The sequence below is a fragment of the Pseudoxanthomonas sp. Soil82 genome (assembly GCF_040446535.1).
Taxonomy (GTDB): domain Bacteria; phylum Pseudomonadota; class Gammaproteobacteria; order Xanthomonadales; family Xanthomonadaceae; genus Pseudoxanthomonas; species Pseudoxanthomonas kaohsiungensis.
Map to the genome: position 1 here is coordinate 580,888 of NZ_JBEAAK010000001.1, position 17,632 is coordinate 598,519.

Annotated in this window: 18 protein-coding genes; 8 read left to right on the forward strand and 10 right to left on the reverse strand. The window is 70.5% G+C overall.

The genetic code is table 11. The annotated features are described in order from the left end of the window. Positions 1–4: 4 nt before the first annotated feature. Positions 5–685: a DUF4097 family beta strand repeat-containing protein gene (locus ABKA19_RS02505; protein WP_202935587.1), complete on the reverse strand. Its 681-nt coding sequence runs from the start codon at positions 683–685 to the stop codon at positions 5–7. 207 nt (positions 686–892) lie between these two features. On the opposite strand from ABKA19_RS02505, the gene ABKA19_RS02510 reads away from it, so the two are divergent. After that, positions 893–2,083: a murein hydrolase activator EnvC family protein gene (locus ABKA19_RS02510; protein ID WP_353688029.1), complete on the forward strand. Its 1,191-nt coding sequence runs from the start codon at positions 893–895 to the stop codon at positions 2,081–2,083. Between the two features lie 97 nt (positions 2,084–2,180). Further along, positions 2,181–3,596 carry a S41 family peptidase gene (locus tag ABKA19_RS02515; protein ID WP_353687503.1) on the forward strand — a complete coding sequence of 472 codons (1,416 nt, stop codon included), beginning with the start codon at positions 2,181–2,183 and terminating at the stop codon, positions 3,594–3,596. A gap of 54 nt (positions 3,597–3,650) precedes the next feature. Here the strand turns inward: ABKA19_RS02515 and ABKA19_RS02520 are convergent, their stop codons facing one another. Then, positions 3,651–3,974, reverse strand: a complete 324-nt coding sequence (locus ABKA19_RS02520) for a DUF1820 family protein (RefSeq protein ID WP_162376050.1) — start codon at positions 3,972–3,974, stop codon at positions 3,651–3,653. 72 nt (positions 3,975–4,046) lie between these two features. After that, positions 4,047–4,739 (reverse strand): rhomboid family intramembrane serine protease, encoded by a 693-nt coding sequence (locus tag ABKA19_RS02525; RefSeq protein ID WP_353687504.1) that lies wholly within the window; start codon positions 4,737–4,739, stop codon positions 4,047–4,049. A gap of 235 nt (positions 4,740–4,974) precedes the next feature. Between ABKA19_RS02525 and ABKA19_RS02530 the strand changes: the two genes are divergently transcribed. Further along, complete coding sequence (locus ABKA19_RS02530; protein WP_353687505.1) at positions 4,975–6,360, forward strand: OmpP1/FadL family transporter; 1,386 nt, start codon at positions 4,975–4,977, stop codon at positions 6,358–6,360. Positions 6,361–6,456: 96 nt separating this feature from the next. On the opposite strand, the gene ABKA19_RS02535 is transcribed toward ABKA19_RS02530, so the two are convergent. From ABKA19_RS02535 to ttcA, 6 genes are all read right to left on the reverse strand, one after another. Continuing rightward, positions 6,457–7,497, reverse strand: a complete 1,041-nt coding sequence (locus ABKA19_RS02535) for an SMP-30/gluconolactonase/LRE family protein (RefSeq protein WP_353687506.1) — start codon at positions 7,495–7,497, stop codon at positions 6,457–6,459. Between the two features lie 65 nt (positions 7,498–7,562). Next, entirely contained in the window at positions 7,563–8,351 is a 789-nt protein-coding gene (locus tag ABKA19_RS02540) for a YgjP family zinc-dependent metalloprotease (protein WP_353687507.1), read from the reverse strand. 77 nt (positions 8,352–8,428) lie between these two features. Continuing rightward, complete coding sequence (locus ABKA19_RS02545; RefSeq protein ID WP_353687508.1) at positions 8,429–8,782, reverse strand: hypothetical protein; 354 nt, start codon at positions 8,780–8,782, stop codon at positions 8,429–8,431. Positions 8,783–8,948: 166 nt separating this feature from the next. Next, positions 8,949–9,275, reverse strand: a complete 327-nt coding sequence (locus tag ABKA19_RS02550) for a hypothetical protein (RefSeq protein WP_353687509.1) — start codon at positions 9,273–9,275, stop codon at positions 8,949–8,951. Between the two features lie 87 nt (positions 9,276–9,362). Then, complete coding sequence (locus ABKA19_RS02555; RefSeq protein ID WP_353687510.1) at positions 9,363–10,268, reverse strand: recombination-associated protein RdgC; 906 nt, start codon at positions 10,266–10,268, stop codon at positions 9,363–9,365. An 84-nt stretch (positions 10,269–10,352) separates the two neighbouring features. After that, positions 10,353–11,291 carry a tRNA 2-thiocytidine(32) synthetase TtcA gene (ttcA, locus tag ABKA19_RS02560; protein ID WP_353687511.1) on the reverse strand — a complete coding sequence of 313 codons (939 nt, stop codon included), beginning with the start codon at positions 11,289–11,291 and terminating at the stop codon, positions 10,353–10,355. 88 nt (positions 11,292–11,379) lie between these two features. On the opposite strand from ttcA, the gene ABKA19_RS02565 reads away from it, so the two are divergent. Then, positions 11,380–11,583, forward strand: a complete 204-nt coding sequence (locus ABKA19_RS02565) for a YdcH family protein (RefSeq protein ID WP_162376059.1) — start codon at positions 11,380–11,382, stop codon at positions 11,581–11,583. Between the two features lie 20 nt (positions 11,584–11,603). Here ABKA19_RS02565 and ABKA19_RS02570 read toward each other — a convergent pair whose 3' ends face one another. Continuing rightward, a complete protein-coding gene (locus ABKA19_RS02570; RefSeq protein ID WP_353687512.1) occupies positions 11,604–14,021 on the reverse strand; it encodes a protein kinase domain-containing protein in 2,418 nt (805 codons plus the stop codon). A gap of 323 nt (positions 14,022–14,344) precedes the next feature. Between ABKA19_RS02570 and ABKA19_RS02575 the strand changes: the two genes are divergently transcribed. The 4 genes from ABKA19_RS02575 to ABKA19_RS02590 are packed head-to-tail and all read left to right on the forward strand — an operon-like array spanning position 14,345 to position 17,627. Next, positions 14,345–14,947 (forward strand): LpoB-related protein, encoded by a 603-nt coding sequence (locus tag ABKA19_RS02575; protein WP_353688030.1) that lies wholly within the window; start codon positions 14,345–14,347, stop codon positions 14,945–14,947. A 50-nt stretch (positions 14,948–14,997) separates the two neighbouring features. Continuing rightward, the gene (locus ABKA19_RS02580) at positions 14,998–15,477 is read left to right on the forward strand and encodes a putative periplasmic lipoprotein (RefSeq protein WP_353687513.1); all 480 of its coding nucleotides are present in this window, start codon (positions 14,998–15,000) and stop codon (positions 15,475–15,477) included. 18 nt (positions 15,478–15,495) lie between these two features. Beyond that, positions 15,496–16,341 carry a hypothetical protein gene (locus ABKA19_RS02585; RefSeq protein ID WP_353687514.1) on the forward strand — a complete coding sequence of 282 codons (846 nt, stop codon included), beginning with the start codon at positions 15,496–15,498 and terminating at the stop codon, positions 16,339–16,341. Further along, complete coding sequence (locus ABKA19_RS02590; protein ID WP_353687515.1) at positions 16,338–17,627, forward strand: hypothetical protein; 1,290 nt, start codon at positions 16,338–16,340, stop codon at positions 17,625–17,627. Before ABKA19_RS02585 ends, ABKA19_RS02590 begins: the two co-directional genes overlap by 4 nt. Positions 17,628–17,632 lie beyond the last annotated feature (5 nt).

The window sequence follows — 17,632 nt, forward strand, 5'->3', positions numbered from 1 at the left end:
CCGCTCAGTCCTGCGGCGCGGTCTCGGTTTCGAAGCGGACCGGCTCGGCCCCCGTCACCTGGCCGATCCGCGCGGTCCGGTGCACGTACAGGCTGACTTCGCGACGGAACTCCATCGGGCCGCTGACCTCGGCGTCCGGGCCGATCACCACCCGCGGCCTGCGCTTGGGTGCGCTCTGGAACCAGCTCTGGGGACGTTCGACGGTGATGCCGCCACGTACGTGCGAACCGATGCCCACGGTGATGTCGCCGTTGACCGTCTCCAGGTTGCCGGCCACCTGGGTCCGGACCAGGCCGATGGCGCCGTTGACCGTCTCGATGTTGCCGCCCACGGTACCGCCACTGTCGACGAAGACGCTTCCGTTCACGGTTTCGATGTCGCCGGCCACCTGCACGTCGCGCGCGAGCCGGATCGCGCCGTTGACGGTCTCCAGGCTGTCGACGCGGGCACCGCTCTCGACGTGGATGCTCCCATTGACCGTGCTGGCGTCACGGGCCTGGACGTTCTCGGCCACGCGCACCGCGCCGTTGACGGTCTCGAGGTCGCCGTAACGCTGGCCGGCCGAGGTCTCGATGCTTCCGTTGACCTTGCTGATGTCGTCCTCGGCGATGGCCGGGAACGAACAGGCCAGGGCCAGCGCGAACGCCAGGCGTGCGGCGGTACGGTTCACTGGGGTGCGGGTCATGGCGGTTCGCCTTTTCATGGTCCGGAGACAGCATACGACCACCCTTGGCTACAATCCGCCACTGTCTGAAGTCACTGGACCGAAGTCATGGAAGTTCCGGGCGCGAGCCCCCGCCGCGAGCAAGGTCCGTCCTGGCCAAGGGTCGGCGCCCGGCTGCGCGGTCTGGTCCAGCGGGGAGCGGGCGCCGGGCTGGCGCTGTTGCTCGCGATGGGTGGCGTGCCGACGGTGGTGCACGCCCAGTCGCCGAAGGCGGCCGAACAGGAACTGCGCAAGACCCGCGCCGAGCTGCAGCAGATCGGCCGCGAACGCCGACGGCTGGAAGGCCAGCGGGGCGAGGCCGCCCAGCGCCTGCGCCGGGCCGACGAGCAACTGGGGCGCTCGATGCGGGCGCTGGCCCAGACCGAGCAGGCGCTGCTGCACGAACGCCAGGCGCTGGCCGAACTCGCGCAACAACGCGAGCGGATGCAGCGTGAACTGGGCGAGCGCCGCCAGCGCCTGGCGACCCTCCTGCGCAGCGCCTACATGGCGGGCTCGCAGGCACCCCTGAAGTTGCTGCTGGCCCAGGATCGCATCGCCGACGCCCAGCGTGCATTGGGCTATTACCGTTATGCGCAACGCGAACAGGTGCGCCAGGTCGCCGGGCTGACGAGCGCGCTGGAACAGTTGGCGGCGACCGAAGCGGAGATCGACGCGCGGACCCGTCAGCTGGAGGCCCTGCAGGCCGAGCAGCAGGAGCAGTTGGCGACCCTCAAGCGCGATCGCGGCGACCGGGCCAAGGTGGTGGCCGATCTCGACGCGCGCTACCAGGACCGCCAGTCGCGCGAGAAGGCGCTGGGCCAGGACGTGAAGTCGCTGGAGCGCCTGCTGGCCAACCTGCGTGCCGCCGCCGCCCGTGCCGCCGCCGAACGGCGGGCCGCGGCCGCCGCACGGGCGGCGCAGGAACCGGCCGCCACGCCACGCCCGTCGACGCCCGGCAAGGTGCCCCCGCGGGTCGCATCGGCTACGCCGGCCCCCAAGGTCGGAGGACTGGGCTGGCCCGCCAGCGGCGACCTCCTGGCGCGCTACGGCGGTCGCTTGCCCGATGGCCGAACCAGCAGCGGCGTGCTGATCGGCGCGGCGGCGGGCAGCCCGGTCAATGCCGTCGCCGACGGAACGGTGGTGTTCTCCGAATGGATGACGGGCTACGGCCTGATCCTGATCATCGACCACGGCAACGGCTACATGAGCCTCTATGCCCACAACGACGCCTTGCTGCGCGATGCCGGCGACCGCGTGCGCCGCGGCGATCCGGTGGCGAAGGTCGGCAGTTCCGGCGGGCATGGGCGCCCTGCGCTGTACTTCGAACTGCGCCGTAACGGCCAGCCGGTGGATCCCACCACCTGGCTGCAGCGCCGCTGAACTCCGCGGCCGGTCGGGTTGGGGAGTTCAAGCGGCATTGTGCCGGGCTTGCCGCATAATCGGGCGACTACGCGCCTGACGCGTCCTGGAGTTCCGAATGCGCCGTCATTTCCTGTCGCTGCTGCTGGCCCTGCTGCCGGTCGCGCCCGTGGCCGCCCAGCAGGCGCAGCCACCCGCGGAGCCGCCGCGCGGCGCACAGCCGCCGGAACAGCCGGCAGGGGACGCTCCGCCGCCCGAAGCGGCGCCCCCGGAAGCCTCGGTGCCCGCCAGCGACGATCCGGATGGCGCCGATGAAGGGGCCGCGGCCGCCTCGCGCGTCCCGCTGGCCGAGATCCGCCGCTACGTCGCCGTCTACAACGCGGTCAAGGAGGCCTATGTCGATTCCGTCGATGACCGCGCGCTGATGCAGTCGGCCATCGCCGGCCTGCTGCTCGACCTGGATCCACACAGCGCCTACCTGGACAAGGCCGAGAGCGAGTCCTTCGACGAGCAGACCACCGGCGCCTACGATGGCATCGGCGTGGAACTGCTGCAGCAGAACGACAACACCCTGAAGGTGATCGCGCCGATCGACGACACGCCGGCCGCGCGTGCCGGCATCCTCGCCGGCGACACCATCATCGCCATCGATGGCAAGCCGATCGCGCAGGTCGAGGCGATGGAGCCGTTGCGCGGCGAGCCCGGCAGCAAGGTCACCGTGACGGTGGTCCGCGAAGGGCGCGACAAGCCGTTCGATGTCACGCTGGTGCGCGAAACCATCAAGGTGACGAGCGTGCGCAGCCGGATGCTGGAGCCCGGCTACGGCTACGTCCGGATCAGTACCTTCCAGGCCGACACCGGCGCCGATTTCCAGGTCCAGCTCGACCGGCTGCAGGCGCAGGCCGGCGGCCACCTGCGCGGCCTGGTGCTGGACCTGCGCAGCAATCCCGGCGGCCTGCTGACCGCGGCGGTGCAGGTCGCCGACGACCTGCTCGACAAGGGTGGCATCGTCAGCACGCGCGGGCGCATCCCGATCAGCGACAGCCGGTTCGACGCCACGCCCGGGGACCGCATGAAGGGCGCGCCGGTGGTGGTCCTGGTCGACGCCGGCTCGGCCAGCGCGGCCGAGGTGCTGGCCGGTGCCCTGCGCGACAACAACCGCGCACGCGTCGTCGGCAGCCGCACGTTCGGCAAGGGCTCGGTGCAGACCGTGCTGCCGCTGGACAACGGCGACTCGGTCAAGCTCACCACCGCCCGCTACTACACGCCCAGCGGGCGCTCGATCCAGGCCAGCGGCATCGTCCCGGATACCGAGCTCACGCCGGATCCGGCGCTCATCGGCGGCGACGAGGTCCCGGCCAGCCTGGCCGAGATCAGCGAGGCGACCTTGCCCGGCCACCTGCGTGGCGACGACGAGGGGGCCGAAGGCTACCGGGCAGGCCAGCCGTTGCCCGGCGACAAGCCGATCAGCGCGGCCCTGGCCGAACTCAAGAAGCAGGTGGCCAGGGCGCCGGCGGCGGTACAGGCGCGCTGAGCCGCGCGCCTGCGAACCAGGCCGTGCCGACGGGGGCGGTCCCGGTTCCGGGGATCAGCGCTTCGGGTTGGCCGGCAGCGGGAACGGAGTCACGACCTTCTCGCCGGTGGCCGCGTCGCGGATCGCCGACTGCCCCTTCCGTTCGACCTCCTCGACCCGGACGATGCTCTGCATCGGCAGGTGCAATTTCCGCGTGTTGCCGAACTCGTCGCGCAGGCGCTCCTCGGTGGGGTCGACAACCAGGCCTTCGTGCACGTCGAAGACCAGTTCGCCCACTTCGGTGAATCCCCACAGGGAGCTGCCGGCGATGTGGCGCGCGTAGAGCTCGTACACCTTGCCGTGGTTGAGGAACGTCACCTTGTACAGGGGCTTGGCCATCGGAGTGGAGGAAAGGTTGGGAATGGCGGAAGGATGGGGGCGCGCCGCCAGGATCCAAGGTCGCGCGCCGGCTCAGTAGCCGCGCTGCCGGCGCATGCGCCGGGCGATCCCTGCGCGCACCACCAGCGCGAATCCCGCGCCGAACAGGAAGCCGGCCACGTGCGCGGCCCACGCCACCTCGCCGAAGGCCGGCCCGATGTAGGCGAACACCACCTGCAACGCCGCCCAGATGCCGATCAGCAGGAATGCCGGCGCACGCACGAACTCCAGGAACAGGCCCAGCGGCAGCACCACGCCCAGGCGGGCCCCGGGAAACAGCGCCAGGTAGGCGCCGATCACCGCCGACACCGCGCCGCTCGCGCCGATCACCACCCGGTCCGGGCTGTCGATCACCAGCACCGCGGCCAGGTTGGCCACCGCGCCGCCCAGCAGGAACAGCAGCAGGAACCGCCAGGGTCCCATCGCCCGCTCCGCCGGCAGGCCGAAGATCAGCAGGAACACCAGGTTGCCCAACAGGTGTGCCCAGTCGGCATGCAGGAACAGGGCGGTGAACAGCCGCAGCACGCTGCCGTCGCGCAACGCCGCCAGCCAGGCATCGCCCCCGCCCAGGCCGTGCCCGAGTGCGCCCCATGCCAGCCACAGGCTCCGACGGGCCTCGTCGGGGCGGCCCAGGGACCAGAGGAAGGCCAGCCACAGGGCGGCGAACAGCAGCGGCGTGGCCCAACGCAGGGCGGCCTTCTGGCGCGTGGGCAACGACACGAACATGGACGCCACTATCGCTGATGCGGGCGGGCGCCTCCAGCCGGAAAGGCGCTGCTGCCCGGGGAAGGCGCCAAGGCGTGACTTTCGGCGTTATTGTCTGGTTAAACGCAACGGGTATACTCCAATACGGCGTCGTATGTCGGGAGGGGACTCCGACGGATGCAGGCAACCCCGGGAGGGGGTGGCTTGCGGGCGCTGGTGCCATTCCCAACCCCCGTCATCCGGAGAGACAAGAAACATGCAACTCGCCCATTCCCTCACCCGTATTTCCGCGCTTGCCCTCGGCGTCGCCGGCGCACTGGCCTGCGGCCAGGTCCATGCCGCGGCGTTCCAGCTCAAGGAAAACAGCGTCAAGGCCCAGGGCCGCGCCATGGCCGGCGCCGCTTCGGCCAAGGGCGACGCCTCGGTCGTCTCCAACAACCCGGCGATGATGTCGACCTTCGACCGCGCCACCCTCCAGGGCGACGTCACCGCGATCGACCTGTCGTTCGAGTTCGAAGGCAGCGGCTACGCCGCCTCCGGCACCCCGCTGCAGCAGCCGCTCACCGGCGGCGACGGCGGCGATGCCGGCGGTGTCAGCCCGGTTCCGGCGATGTCGTTCATCCTGCCGCTGGAAGGCAGCTTCGAGTACCTGACCCTGGGCGCCATGGTCAGTGCGCCGTTCGGCCTGAAGACCGAGTACGACGACGGCTGGCAGGGCCGCTACCACGCGCTGAACTCGGACGTGAAGATCATCGACCTGACCCTGGCCGCCTCGGTGGAACTGGGCGACCACTTCTCCGCCGGCCTGGGTGCGGTGATCGAGCGTTCGGACGTGACCCTGTCCAACGCGATCGACTTCGGTACCGCGCTGTGCGGCAATCCCGCCACGCAGGCGCTGTGCTTCATGCCCAACCCGATCACCGGTCCGTTCGGCCCGCAGAAGAACGACGGCGAAGTCGAAGTGCACGGCACCGACACCAGCCTGGGCTTCATCGCAGGCCTGAGCTGGCGTCCGACCGATGCCGTCTCGATCGGCTACTCGTACCGTTCGGAAGTGGACCACGAGCTGACCGGCGATGCCGACTTCACCGTGCCGACCAACGTCGCCACCATCCTGGCCGCTACCGGCCAGTACGCGGACACCGGCGCGCTGGCCAAGCTGACCACGCCGAACGTGCACACCCTGAGCGCCACCTGGCAGGCCACCGAGCGTTTCGCGCTGATGGCCGAGACCTCGCGCACCGGCTGGAGCTCGCTGCGCGAGATCCGCATCGAGTTCGACAACCCGCGCCAGGCCGATTCGGCCGAGGACTACAACTGGAAGGACAGCTGGTTCTACAGCGTCGGCGGCGAGTACATGCTCAACGATGCGTTCACCCTGCGCGCGGGCGTCGCCCGCGACGACTCGCCGGTCAGCTACCCGTACCGCACCCCGCGCATGCCCGACCAGGATCGCATGTGGTACGCCGCCGGCCTGACCTGGGCGGTCAGCGAGAAGTTCTCGGTCGATGCCAGCTACGCCTACATCGACCTGGTGGACACGCCGGAGATCGACATCCTGTCCTCGAGCCGTTCGCGCCTGACCGGCTCCTACGATGGCGGCGCCCACCTGTTCGGCGTCTCGGCCCAGTACCGCTTCTGAGCCAGGCCCGGCAACACGGCTGAAAAAAGAAAGGCCCCGCTCCGGCGGGGCCTTTTTTTCTTTGCCCGGGCGTGTAGGCCGGGTGCGCCGCCGCGATCAGTAGGGCAGGCCGGCCACGTCCAGCTCGATCGACCACACCGCGCCGGCGCCGGTGAGGTACAGGGTCTTGCGTTGCGCGCCCCCGAAGGCGGCGTTGGTGATGTTGGCGTCCACGCTGATGGTCGCCAGCGCCTCGCCCTGCGGCGACAGCACGCGCACGCGGCGGCGGTTGTGTTCGGTGAGGTAGATGTTGCCCAGGCAATCGACCGCCAGGCCGTCGGGCACCTGCACACCGGTGGCCAGGTCGCGCTGGCCGCGCGGCTGGCCGTCGACCAGGTCATAGGCGCGCAGCACGCCCTGTTCGCCGCCGCCGGCGACGTAAAGCGTGCGCTCGTCGGGCGACAGGGCGATGCCATTGGGATTGGCGATGCTCTCGTCCACGACCGACACGTTGCCATCGGTGCCGACGCGGTAGACGCGGGTCTTGTCCTGGCCGCCGGGCCCGGCCGCGCGCTGGAAGTCCGGGTCGGTGAACCAGATCGTGCCATCGCGGGCGATGGCCAGGTCGTTGGGCGAATTGAACGGCTGGCCCTGGAACTCGCCGACGATGCGCATCCGCGAGCCATCGACCAGGTCGAAGCGCGAGAGCTCCTTGCGGTCGTGGGTGGCCGCGACCAGGGCGCCGTCCGTGCCGAGCGCCAGGCCGTTGCTGCCGCTGGCCTCGACCGCCGTCTCCAGGCGCCCGTCCGCCGTGAGCCGGCGGATCCGCGAGGGAAAGCCGTCGGCGAAGGTGAAGTCCGAGAAGTACAGCGCCTCGCCGTTCCACACCGGACCTTCGTACAGCCCCCTGGAGCCGTCGCCGTCGGCCGCCGCAATCCGCGTGGCGGTCAGGTCGCCGCTGGGCGCGGTACCGGGGGTAGCCGGGCAGAGGGGATGGGCGGGGCTGGTGGAAGGCTGCGCCGCTGGTTCGCCGGCCGCTGCCGCCGGCGCGGGTGTGGCGTCCGTCGCTGCCGGTGGTTGCTCCTGCTCGCGCTGGCAGGCGCCCAGCACCAGGGCAAGCAGGGCGGCGGACGAGGCGGTGCGGGTCGGCGACTTCATCGGATTCAAGGCTCCCTCGGGTGGAGCCCGCATCCTAGCGTGCCCGTCCCCGGCGGGCGGCCGCCTCAGTCCGACAGCAATCCGCGCAGGGTGGCCTTCAGGCTGCGGCCGTCGCGGTGGAAGTACGCCCGCTCCTCGCGCCAGGCCGGGAAACGCAACTCCACCTCGCGCCAGAACGCGGGCGAATGGTTGGCCTGCAGCAGGTGGCAGAGTTCGTGCACCAGCACGTACTCGAACGCCGAGGGTCGGGCCAGGACCAGGGCGAGGTCCAGCGCCAGGCTGCCATCGGGCGCGAGCGAGCCCCACTGCGAGGACATCACCTTCAACCGCAGCTGGCGTGGTGCGCGCGGCAGGCCGGGCAGGTAGGCGGGCAGCCAGCGGCCGACATCGGCGCGCGCCTCGGCCTCGTAGAACCCGCGCAGCGCGCGGCGCAGGGCCGCTTCGGAGGCCCTTGCCGGCAGCTGGACGTGTATGCCTGCTTCGTCGCGGGCGATGCGGATGTAGCGGCCCGGCTGCCAATGCAGCGGCAGTGACTGGCCGCGCAGCGGCAGGCTCGTGGTCTCGCCCGGCACCAGCGCGGCGACGGCGGCGTCGGCCGGCAGGTGCCGTTCGAGCTGGGCCGACAGCCAGGTCCGGTGCTCGTGCAGGAAGCGTTCGCCGGCGACCAGGCTGGCGCGCATCGGCAGGGTCAGGCGCGCGCCACGCTCGTCCACGCTGAGCTTGAGCCGGCGCGCGCGGGGATCGCGCACGCGCTGCACGTCGATGCGGCGACCATCTTCGAGTTCAAGTTCGACCGTATCGCGCTCGACGCGCCGGGGCGCGCGGGCGATAAGTCGGTGGAGCAGTGAAGGCATGCGCGGATTCTAGGCGCAAACCGCCAGGTTCGCCCTTGCGCGCGCAGAGTGCCGGTCGCGCGGTCGTGCCTGACGGCTCAACGAACGTTCAGCGGCTGGTTGAAGCTCGAAATCCGGAGCGCATTGCCGTAGTTGGGGATGTACGCTTCCCGGCGTGGATCCTGCTGCGCATTGGCTTCCCGATGCCAGAGACCCAGCAGGCGCTCGCACTGGTCTGCCAGGCCGTCCGGATAGCGGGTCTTTGCGAATGCTTCATCGCTGCAGCGTGCGATGAATCTACGCCCGGAGGGAGTCAGGGTCGAAGGCGTGTACAGCGACGGAATGACGGCAGGCCTGGATTCGGAGGTGGCAGGCTCCGGTTGGGGAGCAGCCTGCACGGTCGACGAAGCAAAGGCGGCTGCGAGCACGACGGACAGCGACAGCGGCTTCATCGATGCGACCTCCCTGGCGAGCGGTTGAGGTCAACCTTAGTCCTCGAAAGCCGGACGAACAAGCGGGAACGCCGCTGGCTGCCGCGCCGGTATTCAGCCCCGGCTCCCGGCGCATCCGGTGCCAGCTGCAACTCCAACGCCGTGCGTCGCTACCCGGTGACAGTGTTCAGCCGCCGGGGCCGGCGGATGGTGGAATCATTGGAATCCCGCGTGGCGCGCCGAAACCGTCGACGCCACTGCCGGGTGCGCCTTGGCGGTTGCCGCGGCCGCTGGCCTCGGCCCGCCAGAGCTCCAGCAGCGCAGTGCACTTGCGGGCGAGCTTCTGCGGGAACCTCGCGCGGGCGAAGTCATCCTCACTGCAGTGGGCCAGGAACTCGTGGCCCGACCGGGTCGGCGTCTCCGGCAGCTCCTCGGCCGGCGGGACCGTCGTCCCGGTTGCCGGCGCGGTCGGAGCAGAGAAGGACAACGCGACAAGCAGGGGGATCGACTTCATCACAGCACTCCGCCACAGGCGCGGACCCGACCTTATACCTGTACGTGGCGTGCTTCAACGGGCCGCATGCCGCGCCCCGCGACGGCCTCAGGCTTCGGCCCTGCTCAGCTTCAGAGCCGCCTCCAGCACCAGGAACAGGCGCCGCACTTCGCCCGACAGCAGCGCGAAGCGCGCATCCAGTTCGGCGCGCAGGTCGTCGCGCTCGGTGCTCTCGAGCTGGTCGACAGCGCCCTCCAGGAACTTCAGCTTGCGCACCACCAGGTCTTCGCCGAGGACGAAGGACACATGGTCGTCCAGCACCAGCGCCAGCTTCGTCACCTGCTTGCCGGCCTCCAGGTGCTTGGCGATCTCGTCGCTGATCAACTCCTGGTTCTGCGCCTTGACCACGGCGCCGCCGTCCATCGCGTCCTTCAGCTCGCACTCCTCGCCCAGCGATAGCCCCTCGGGCAGGGGTTCGCCGGCGATCCAGGCGGTGAGGACACTGCGCGGCGCCACCTCGGCGTTGGGAGGAATCGCCGGGAAGCTGCCCATCGCGCGGCGGATCTCCGAAGCAACTGCTTCACCGCTCTTGCGCGAAGACGTGTCCACGGCCAGGAAGCCGTGCTCCAGGTCGAGCAGCGCGTCGGTACGCGAGCTCTTCACGAACGCGCGCGGCAGCAGCTCGTGCAGCAGGTCGTCCTTCAACCGCTTGCGGGCCTTGCCGCCGAGCTTGCGCCCCTCCTTGTCCTCGATCTCGGCGACCTTCTGCGCGAGCAGGTCGTTGACTACCGAGCCAGGCAGGATCTTGTTCTCGCTGCCGACCGACAGCCAGATGGCGTCGCCGATGCGGTGCGAGAGCACGTCTTCGCCACGCCCGAACGGCGAGATGAAGCCGCTCGACGACAGCTCCAGCGGGCCGACCGGCTTGAGCGCGGCCTCCGGCAGCAGGGTGTCGAGCTGGGTGAAATCGTGGGTGGTGGGGAAGCGGAAGAACGTCAGGTTGCGGAAGAACATTCGGAATCTCGGGTCATGGGGAGGCAGGCGCGCCGCGCGCCGTGCAGGAAACCAGTCGCGCGTCGCAGGGCGCGCGATGCGCGGTCAGGCCGGTGTGGACGGCCCGTCGTCGTCGGGCGCGCCATCGTCCGGCGTGCCGGCCAGCCAGGCATGGGCATCGGCGCGCGCGGCGCCTTCGCGGTGGCCCAGGGCGAGGAAGTCGAACAGCTTCGGGTCCGACAGCTGCGAGGGGCGGATGTCGCCCAGTGCGCGGGAGATGGTCTCGATGCGCCCGGGCGACTCGCGCTCCCACTGCTTCATCATCAGCCCCACCTGCTTGCGCTGCAGGTTCTCCTGGCTGCCGCACAGGTTGCAGGGGATGATCGGGAACTGGCGCGCGGCCGCGTACTCGACGATGTCGCTTTCGCGCACGTAGGCCAACGGGCGGATCACCACGTGCCTGCCGTCGTCGGACAGCAACTTGGGCGGCATGCCCGAGAGCTTGGCGTGGTGGAACAGGTTGAGGAAGAACGTCGCCACCAGGTCGTCGCGATGGTGGCCCAGCGCGATCTTGGTGAAGCCGTGGGCCTCGGCGTACGCGTACAGCGCGCCGCGCCGCATCCGCGAACACAGCGAGCACATGGTCTTGCCTTCCGGGACCACCCGGCTGACCACCGAGTAGGTGTCCTGCTCGATGATGTGGAACGGCACGCCCAGCGCACGCAGGTACTCCGGCAGCACGTGCTCCGGAAAGCCGGGCTGCTTCTGGTCCAGGTTCACCGCCACCAGTTCGAACGGCACCGGCGCCTTGCGCTGCAGCTGCAGCAACACGTCCAGCATGGTGTAGCTGTCCTTGCCGCCGGACAGGCAGACCATGACCTTGTCGCCGGCCTCGATCATGCCGAAGTCGGCGATCGCCTGGCCGACCTGGCGGCGCAGGCGCTTGGCCAGCTTGGCCTGCTCGCGGTGGACCACGCGCGGATCGGCGTGGCGGGGCTGGCTCCGGCGCGAAACCGGTTCGGGAAGGGGCAGGACGGCGCTCATACGCCGTCCATTCTACCGGTCGGCGCCGGTGGCCGCCGCGCGCCGCGCGCCGCCGGCGTGGCGGGGCACGGGTGTAAGCTTGCAATCCGTGGAAGCCTCCGATCCCAGCACCGTCGCCGAGCGCATCGCCGAACTGCGGCGCGAGCACCGCGCGCTGGACGAGCGCATCCAGCAGCTGGCGGCCAATCCGGAAGACGACCTCGAGTCGAAGCGCCTGAAGAAGCGCAAGCTGCAGCTGAAGGACTGCATCGCCCGGCTGGAGAGCCTGCTGATCCCCGACGAGCCGGCCTGAGTTGGCTCCGCCCGGGGGCTTCAGCCGCAGGACGGGCCGCTGTCCTGGCCGGCGGCGCAGCGGGCCGTGCGCAGGTCCTCGCCCGCCGCCCGGGTGTAGTGGTTGTCCTCGCCGAGCTGGCGCCGGTAGGCGCCGTAGGCGTGCTCCAGCAGTGGCACGGCGTCGCTGGGCCGCGCCTGCGCCAGGTGCGAGCGGGCCAGTCCCACCTGCACTTCCAGGGTATGCGGGTTGTCGGCGCCCAGCGCCCTGATCGAACCGGTGAATACCTCGTCCAGCAACCGGCCGGCTTCTTCGTGGCGACCGAGCGCCAGCAGGTTCATGCCGTGAAGGTAGCTCGCGCGGAGCCAGGTCGGGCTGCCGCGGTCCTCGAGGGTGGCGAACTCCTCTGCGATCCGGTCGAACTGCCGCTCGGCCTGCTCGAAACGCCCGGCGCGGCTGTGCAGCACGGCGAGGTTGGTGCGGGCCTTGATCCGGGCGATGTGGTCCTGCGGGTCGACGCGCAGCTGCGCGGCGATGGCGCCTTCGCACGCCGGCTGGCCGCGGTCGTACTGCTGGCGCCAGATGTACCAGTAGCAGTTGGCGCGGTGCGAGAGCAGGGTGGTTTCGGCGTCGTCCTGCCGCAGCCGGGTGCGCACTGCATCGGTGGCTTCGATCAGGCTGCGGGCCTCGTCGAAGCGCGAGTCGTCGGTGAGGTCGGTCGCCAGGCGGTAACGGGCCTGCTGGGTGCGTGGATCGTCCCGGCCCAGGTGCTGCTCGAACAGGGCCACCGCGCGCCGTTCCTGCTCGATCGCCCGTGCGATCTGCATGGACTCGCCGTACACCTGGCCGATGGTCATGCGCACGGTCGCCTCGACCACCGGCTGGTCCGCCAGGCGCCGGTCGATGTGCTCCACCGCCTGGTCGATGGCTTCGCGGAGGGTCGGTTCGCGCCTGCCGCCCGACGCATAGGGCGAGGCGGCGGCGAGCACGTCCTCGTTGAAGAAGCGGTTGACCGCGTCGGCGATCGCGGCGTTCTCGCGCGCGTGGCGGCTGGCCACCTCCATCGCGGCGCGCGCCGTTTCCACGCGCTGTTGCTGCCACAGCGAGACCAGCAGCACCGCGCCGAGCACCGCCATGCCCGCCTGCAGCCAGCGCCGCCGCTGCTGCAGCTTCTGCAGCTGCAGGCCTTGCAGCCGGGCGGCTTCGGCGCGCTGACGCTCCTCATCGCGCGCCGCGCGCCGCACCGGCAGGCTGCGCACCCGCTCGGCCAGGGTGCGAGCGTCGACCAGCCGGCGCTCCGGCCGTGCCGCCGCGGCCAGGGCGATGTCCTCCTGCAGCAGCGGGTCGTCGATGTCGTGTTCCCAGCCGGGCGCCAGCGCACGACGCAGGTCGCCCACCGCGAGCTGGTACAGCAGCACGCCGAGCGAGAACACGTCGCTGCGCTGGGTCGCCGCTTCGCCGGCGATCAGCTCCGGCGCCAGGTACAGCAGGCTGCCCGCCTGCGGCGAGCCGCCGCCGGCCACGCCCAGGGTCAGCCCCAACCCGGCCAGCTGCGGCGAGGGGGCCGCCTCGCTCGCGCCCAGGTCCGACAGCACCACTTTCCAGCCACCCTCCCCATCCGGCCTGGGATACAGGTTCTCGGGCTTGAGGTCCTTGTGGATGACGCCGATTTCATGGAGCCCGGCGACGGCGTCGCAGAGGGCGGCGAACAGGTCCAGCCGCTGCCCGTGCGACAGTGCGCCCAGCCCGCCGCAGGCACCCGCCCAGACGTCCAGGTTGCCGTCGGCGAAGTACGGCAGCTCCAGATAGCAGGGCGGCTGTTCGAGGTTCCAGCCCAGCACGCGCGCGACCGGACTGCGTTCGGCCATGGCAGCCTCGATGTAGCGCGACAGCGCGATCTCGCGCTTGAGGCCGCGCAGCCCCCCAAGGTCGCGGGCGAACTTCACCACGCGCTGCTCGCCCTTGCGCGATTCCATCAGGAAGGTGATGCCGGCGGCGCCTTCGCCCAGCTGCCGGGTCAGGGTCCAGCCGGTCCGGCACGGTACGGCGCCGCCGAGGGGCGGGAGCTCGGCGCCCATGCCCCGGAGCGCGGCGGCCGGCGTGGGCGTCGCGGTGAACGCGGCTGGGCCGTTGAGTCGATAGCCATAGCCATGCACTGCGCGGAGCATGTCGGCTGATGGGCCCAGGGCCAGCCTGAGGCGGCTGATCGCCTTGGCCAGCGAATTCTCGCCGACGACGCGGGCCGGCCAGCCGGCCTCCAGCAACTCCTCCTTGGTCACGACCTCGCCGGAATGTTCAAGCAGGTAGCGCAGGATCTGGTGGCTGCTGCGGTCGAGCATCCGCTCGTTCCCGGCGACGACGAGCCGGCCACCGGGCTCGTGCAGCACCGCGTCGCCGAAGCGCCATTCGCCGAGTCCAAGGCGGGCGACGCCGGCCGCCTCGCTCGCGGACTGGTTCATTGGATGGATCCCCCCATGGGAACGCCGGCCCGTCAGGACCCCGGGTCGATTCAGCGGCCGGCGCAGAGCGGACTTTAGCCGAGCAGGCGCGGATTTTCACGGGCGGAGGCGGGGGACACGCCGGTCCGGGGATTCAGAACCTTTCAGAACCTTTCAGGCCGAGGGAAAGAATCCGACAACGGCGCGGACTACAAATGCCTCCGTCGGCGCCGCAGCTCCGGCCAGTGCATCACGCCCGGCCACCGGGAAACAGGGGAAGGAAGATGAAGTGTGATTTGCATATCCGGTGGACTGCCTGCCTGGCGCTGGCGGGCTTGCTGGCCGTGACCTGCGGCGCCGACGCCCGCGACCGCCGGCCACCGCTGCAGAACCGCAATGGCGTGCAGGCGCGCGATCTGGATCCGGGCCAAAGGGGCCTGGTCACGGGCGTGGGCATCGAGAGCCAGGATATCCAGGCGATGACCAACCAGATGGCGCGGGACATCTTCGCCAGTGGATTCCTTGGCCGCTTTGCCACGCCGCCGCGGGTCCTGATCGACGAACAGGAGTTCCGCAACGAGGGGTCGCAGATCATCAATCGGCGAATGATCACGCAGCGCCTGCTGGTCGAGCTCAACCGCGCGGCGCAGGGACGCATCAGCTTCGTCGGCCAGCGCTATGCGGGCATGGTCGCCAAGCAGCGAGACCTCAAGCGAGAAGGCGTGACCGACGTGGGGACCGCCGGGATGACCCAAGGCCAGGCCGGCGTCGACTTCTTCCTGGGCGGGGCAATCATGACCCTGGACAGCCGGGATCCGAGAACCGGCGTGGTCCAGCGGCTGAACCAGATCGCCTTCGAGCTGGTGGACGCGGAGACGGGCGAGCTCGCCTGGACCGGCATGTACGAATTCCAGCGGGCGGCGGCCGACGACGTCGTCTACCGCTGAGCCGCAAGACCCCACCGCCGGCGGCGCCGGCGAGAACCCGGAGCAATCCCATGAAGAACGCATTCCTGGGCGCCGTAGGCGCGCTCGCCCTGTCGCTCGCCGGTTGCGCCTCGACGCCCTCCGCGCGGCCGCAGGCCCTGCTCAAGTGCGACTACCAGGCGCTGAAGAAGAATGCGCCGGCGGGCGGCCCGGCCCTGACCTCCGTGGCCTATGGCTCGGTGCGGGACATCCCGGCCGACGCGGTGCTGATGAGCGACAGAGCGCTTTACCACAGCGTGATTGTCCAGCATCTCAGCACCACGGCCACTGCCGGCGGGACGGTGCAGGTCACCGCGCGCCTGGCCAACTGCACCGGTGCACCGATGGACGTGCGCGCACGGGTGGCGTTCCTGGACGGGAACATGGCGCCGGTGGAGGGTGTATCGGCGTGGCGCCCGGTGTTCCTGCCGGCCGGCGGCATGGCCGTGTACCAGGAGTCGTCGCTCTCGCAACGGGCAGCGCACTACTACATCGAACTGGCGCCGAACTGAGCCGGGATCCCCATGCGCATGACAGTATCCATCCTGCTCGGGCTGGCGATGGTGCCGCCAATGGGCGTCCACGCGCAGCAACGTCCAGCGGCGGCGCAAGCGTCCATGCGGCCGGGGCAGCCGCAGGTGATAGCACAGCAGCGGGCGCCGGCCGTTGCCGCTCACGCCCCGTGGGATTCGTTGCGCCGCCAGCTGGGCACGCGCAACCGGGTGATGCTGTTCTGGGATTCGGAGCTGGACGATGCGGTCAGCACCCGCTATCGCGAGGTGGAGACCGTTGACCGCAGCAGCCGCGCCAGTGCGGCCCAAGCCGACGGCGTCGCCTATACGCATGCTGGCCCGGTCGGGATGACGGTGGCCGGCGCGAGCGCCGGCACCCACCAGCGCACCGAGCGGTTCCTGGAGGCGGATGCGCCCTCCGGTCCGCGCGCGCGAGGCGAATCGCGGTCGATCCAGTCGCAGTTCATGGACCACTTGCGCCAGGGCGGCGTGCGCTTCATCGACCGCACCCTGGCTACGCGGCTGGCAGGCCAGTCGGTGGAGGGCGAACGCCCCAACGTGCATGCGATCGAGACGCGGGCGCTGGCCGGCCACGCCGACTACCTGATGCAGGTCACCTCTGAAGCCGATCCCGGTACCGCGTCCGGCCGCAGCTTCCACGTGACGCTGCTGTCGGTGGCCAGCGGCGAAACCCTCCTGCAGTTCGAGACACCCGCGGAAACGGAACCGGCGGCGCCCGGTCGCTATGTCGCCACCGCCAACGGCTTCGAGCGCGAAACGCCGCAGCGCGACGGCGTGGCCGACACCGCGCGCGCACTGGCGCTGGAGACCGCACGACGGATGGATGGAGCACTGCATCGATGAAAGCCCGTTGGATGACCCTGTCGCGCCTCGCCGCCACGGCGCTGCTGGCCTTCGCCGTGCCCGTCCTGGCGCAGGAGCCGGCCACGGCGTCCTTGCCCGATGGCCTGCGCAAGTACTACGACGCGCTGCTGGCCGAGGGCGAGTGGGGCGCCGTGCTCAACCTGCAACGCGTGGGGCTGGAGGCGATCGACCAGGGCCGTCCGGACGTGGCGGCGCGCGCTTTCGATGCCGCCATCGCCCGGATCGAGCTGATCTACGCCGATTCCCCTTCGGCCAGGAAGGCCCGCTCGATGTGGTCGGCCGAAGGCGTGAAGGACTTCAAGGGCGAACCCTACGAACGGGTCATGGCGTACTACTACCGCGGCCTGCTGTTCCTGGCGGAGGGCGATTATGGCAACGCGCGCGCCGCTTTCCGCTCCGCCGAGTACCAGGACACGATCAGCAACGACGAGAACTACGCCGGCGACTTCGGGCTGATGTCGCTGCTCGCCGGCTGGGCGTCGCATTGCGCCGGTGACGAGGGCATGGCCGAGGAGTTCTACCAGCGTGCCGCCGGGCAGCAGCCGCAGGGACTGGTGGCGCCGGCGCCGGGCAGCGACACCTTGCTGCTGGTCGAATCCGGCACCTCGCCGGTGAAGTCGGCGACCGGTTCCTATGGCGAGGCCCTGCAGTTCAAGGCTGGCGACAATCCGTTCGTTGCGGTGTCGGCCGGCACCCAGGCGGTTCCGGTGCTGGCGGATCTGGGCTGGCAGGCCAGCACCCTGGGTGGTCGCCAGGTCGACGCGATCCTGGACGGGAAGGCAAGTTTCCGTGGCGGCGCCCAAGGCGTCGGAGAGGTCGGCATGCTTGGCGCGCAGGCGGCCATCTCCTCGGGCGACGGCGGCGCCGCCGGTGCGCTCGCGGTCGTCGGCGTGGCCGCGGTGCTGATCAGCGCGGCCGTGAAGGCCAAGGCCGACATCCGCTACTGGGACAACCTGCCGGACCGGATCTACGGCCGGTTCGCCGGGCCGGGCGATGCGGCGGCCGCCGCCGTCTCCGAAACGGATGGCGGTGGCGAGACCTATCCGGTTCCCGCGGCGGTCATCGACCGGCGGGCGGGACGCTGCCGGCTGGTGCTGCACCGCACGCGCGAACCGGCCACCCTGCGGGCGCATGCGGTGACCAATCTTTCGGAAGCCGAGCGCAGGAAGCTGTACAAGCGCAACGAAGAACGCGACCGCGCATTCCGCGACGAAATGGCGGCGCTGTTCCTGTCAGCCGATGTCGCGATGGGGGAAGTGCCATGAAGGCG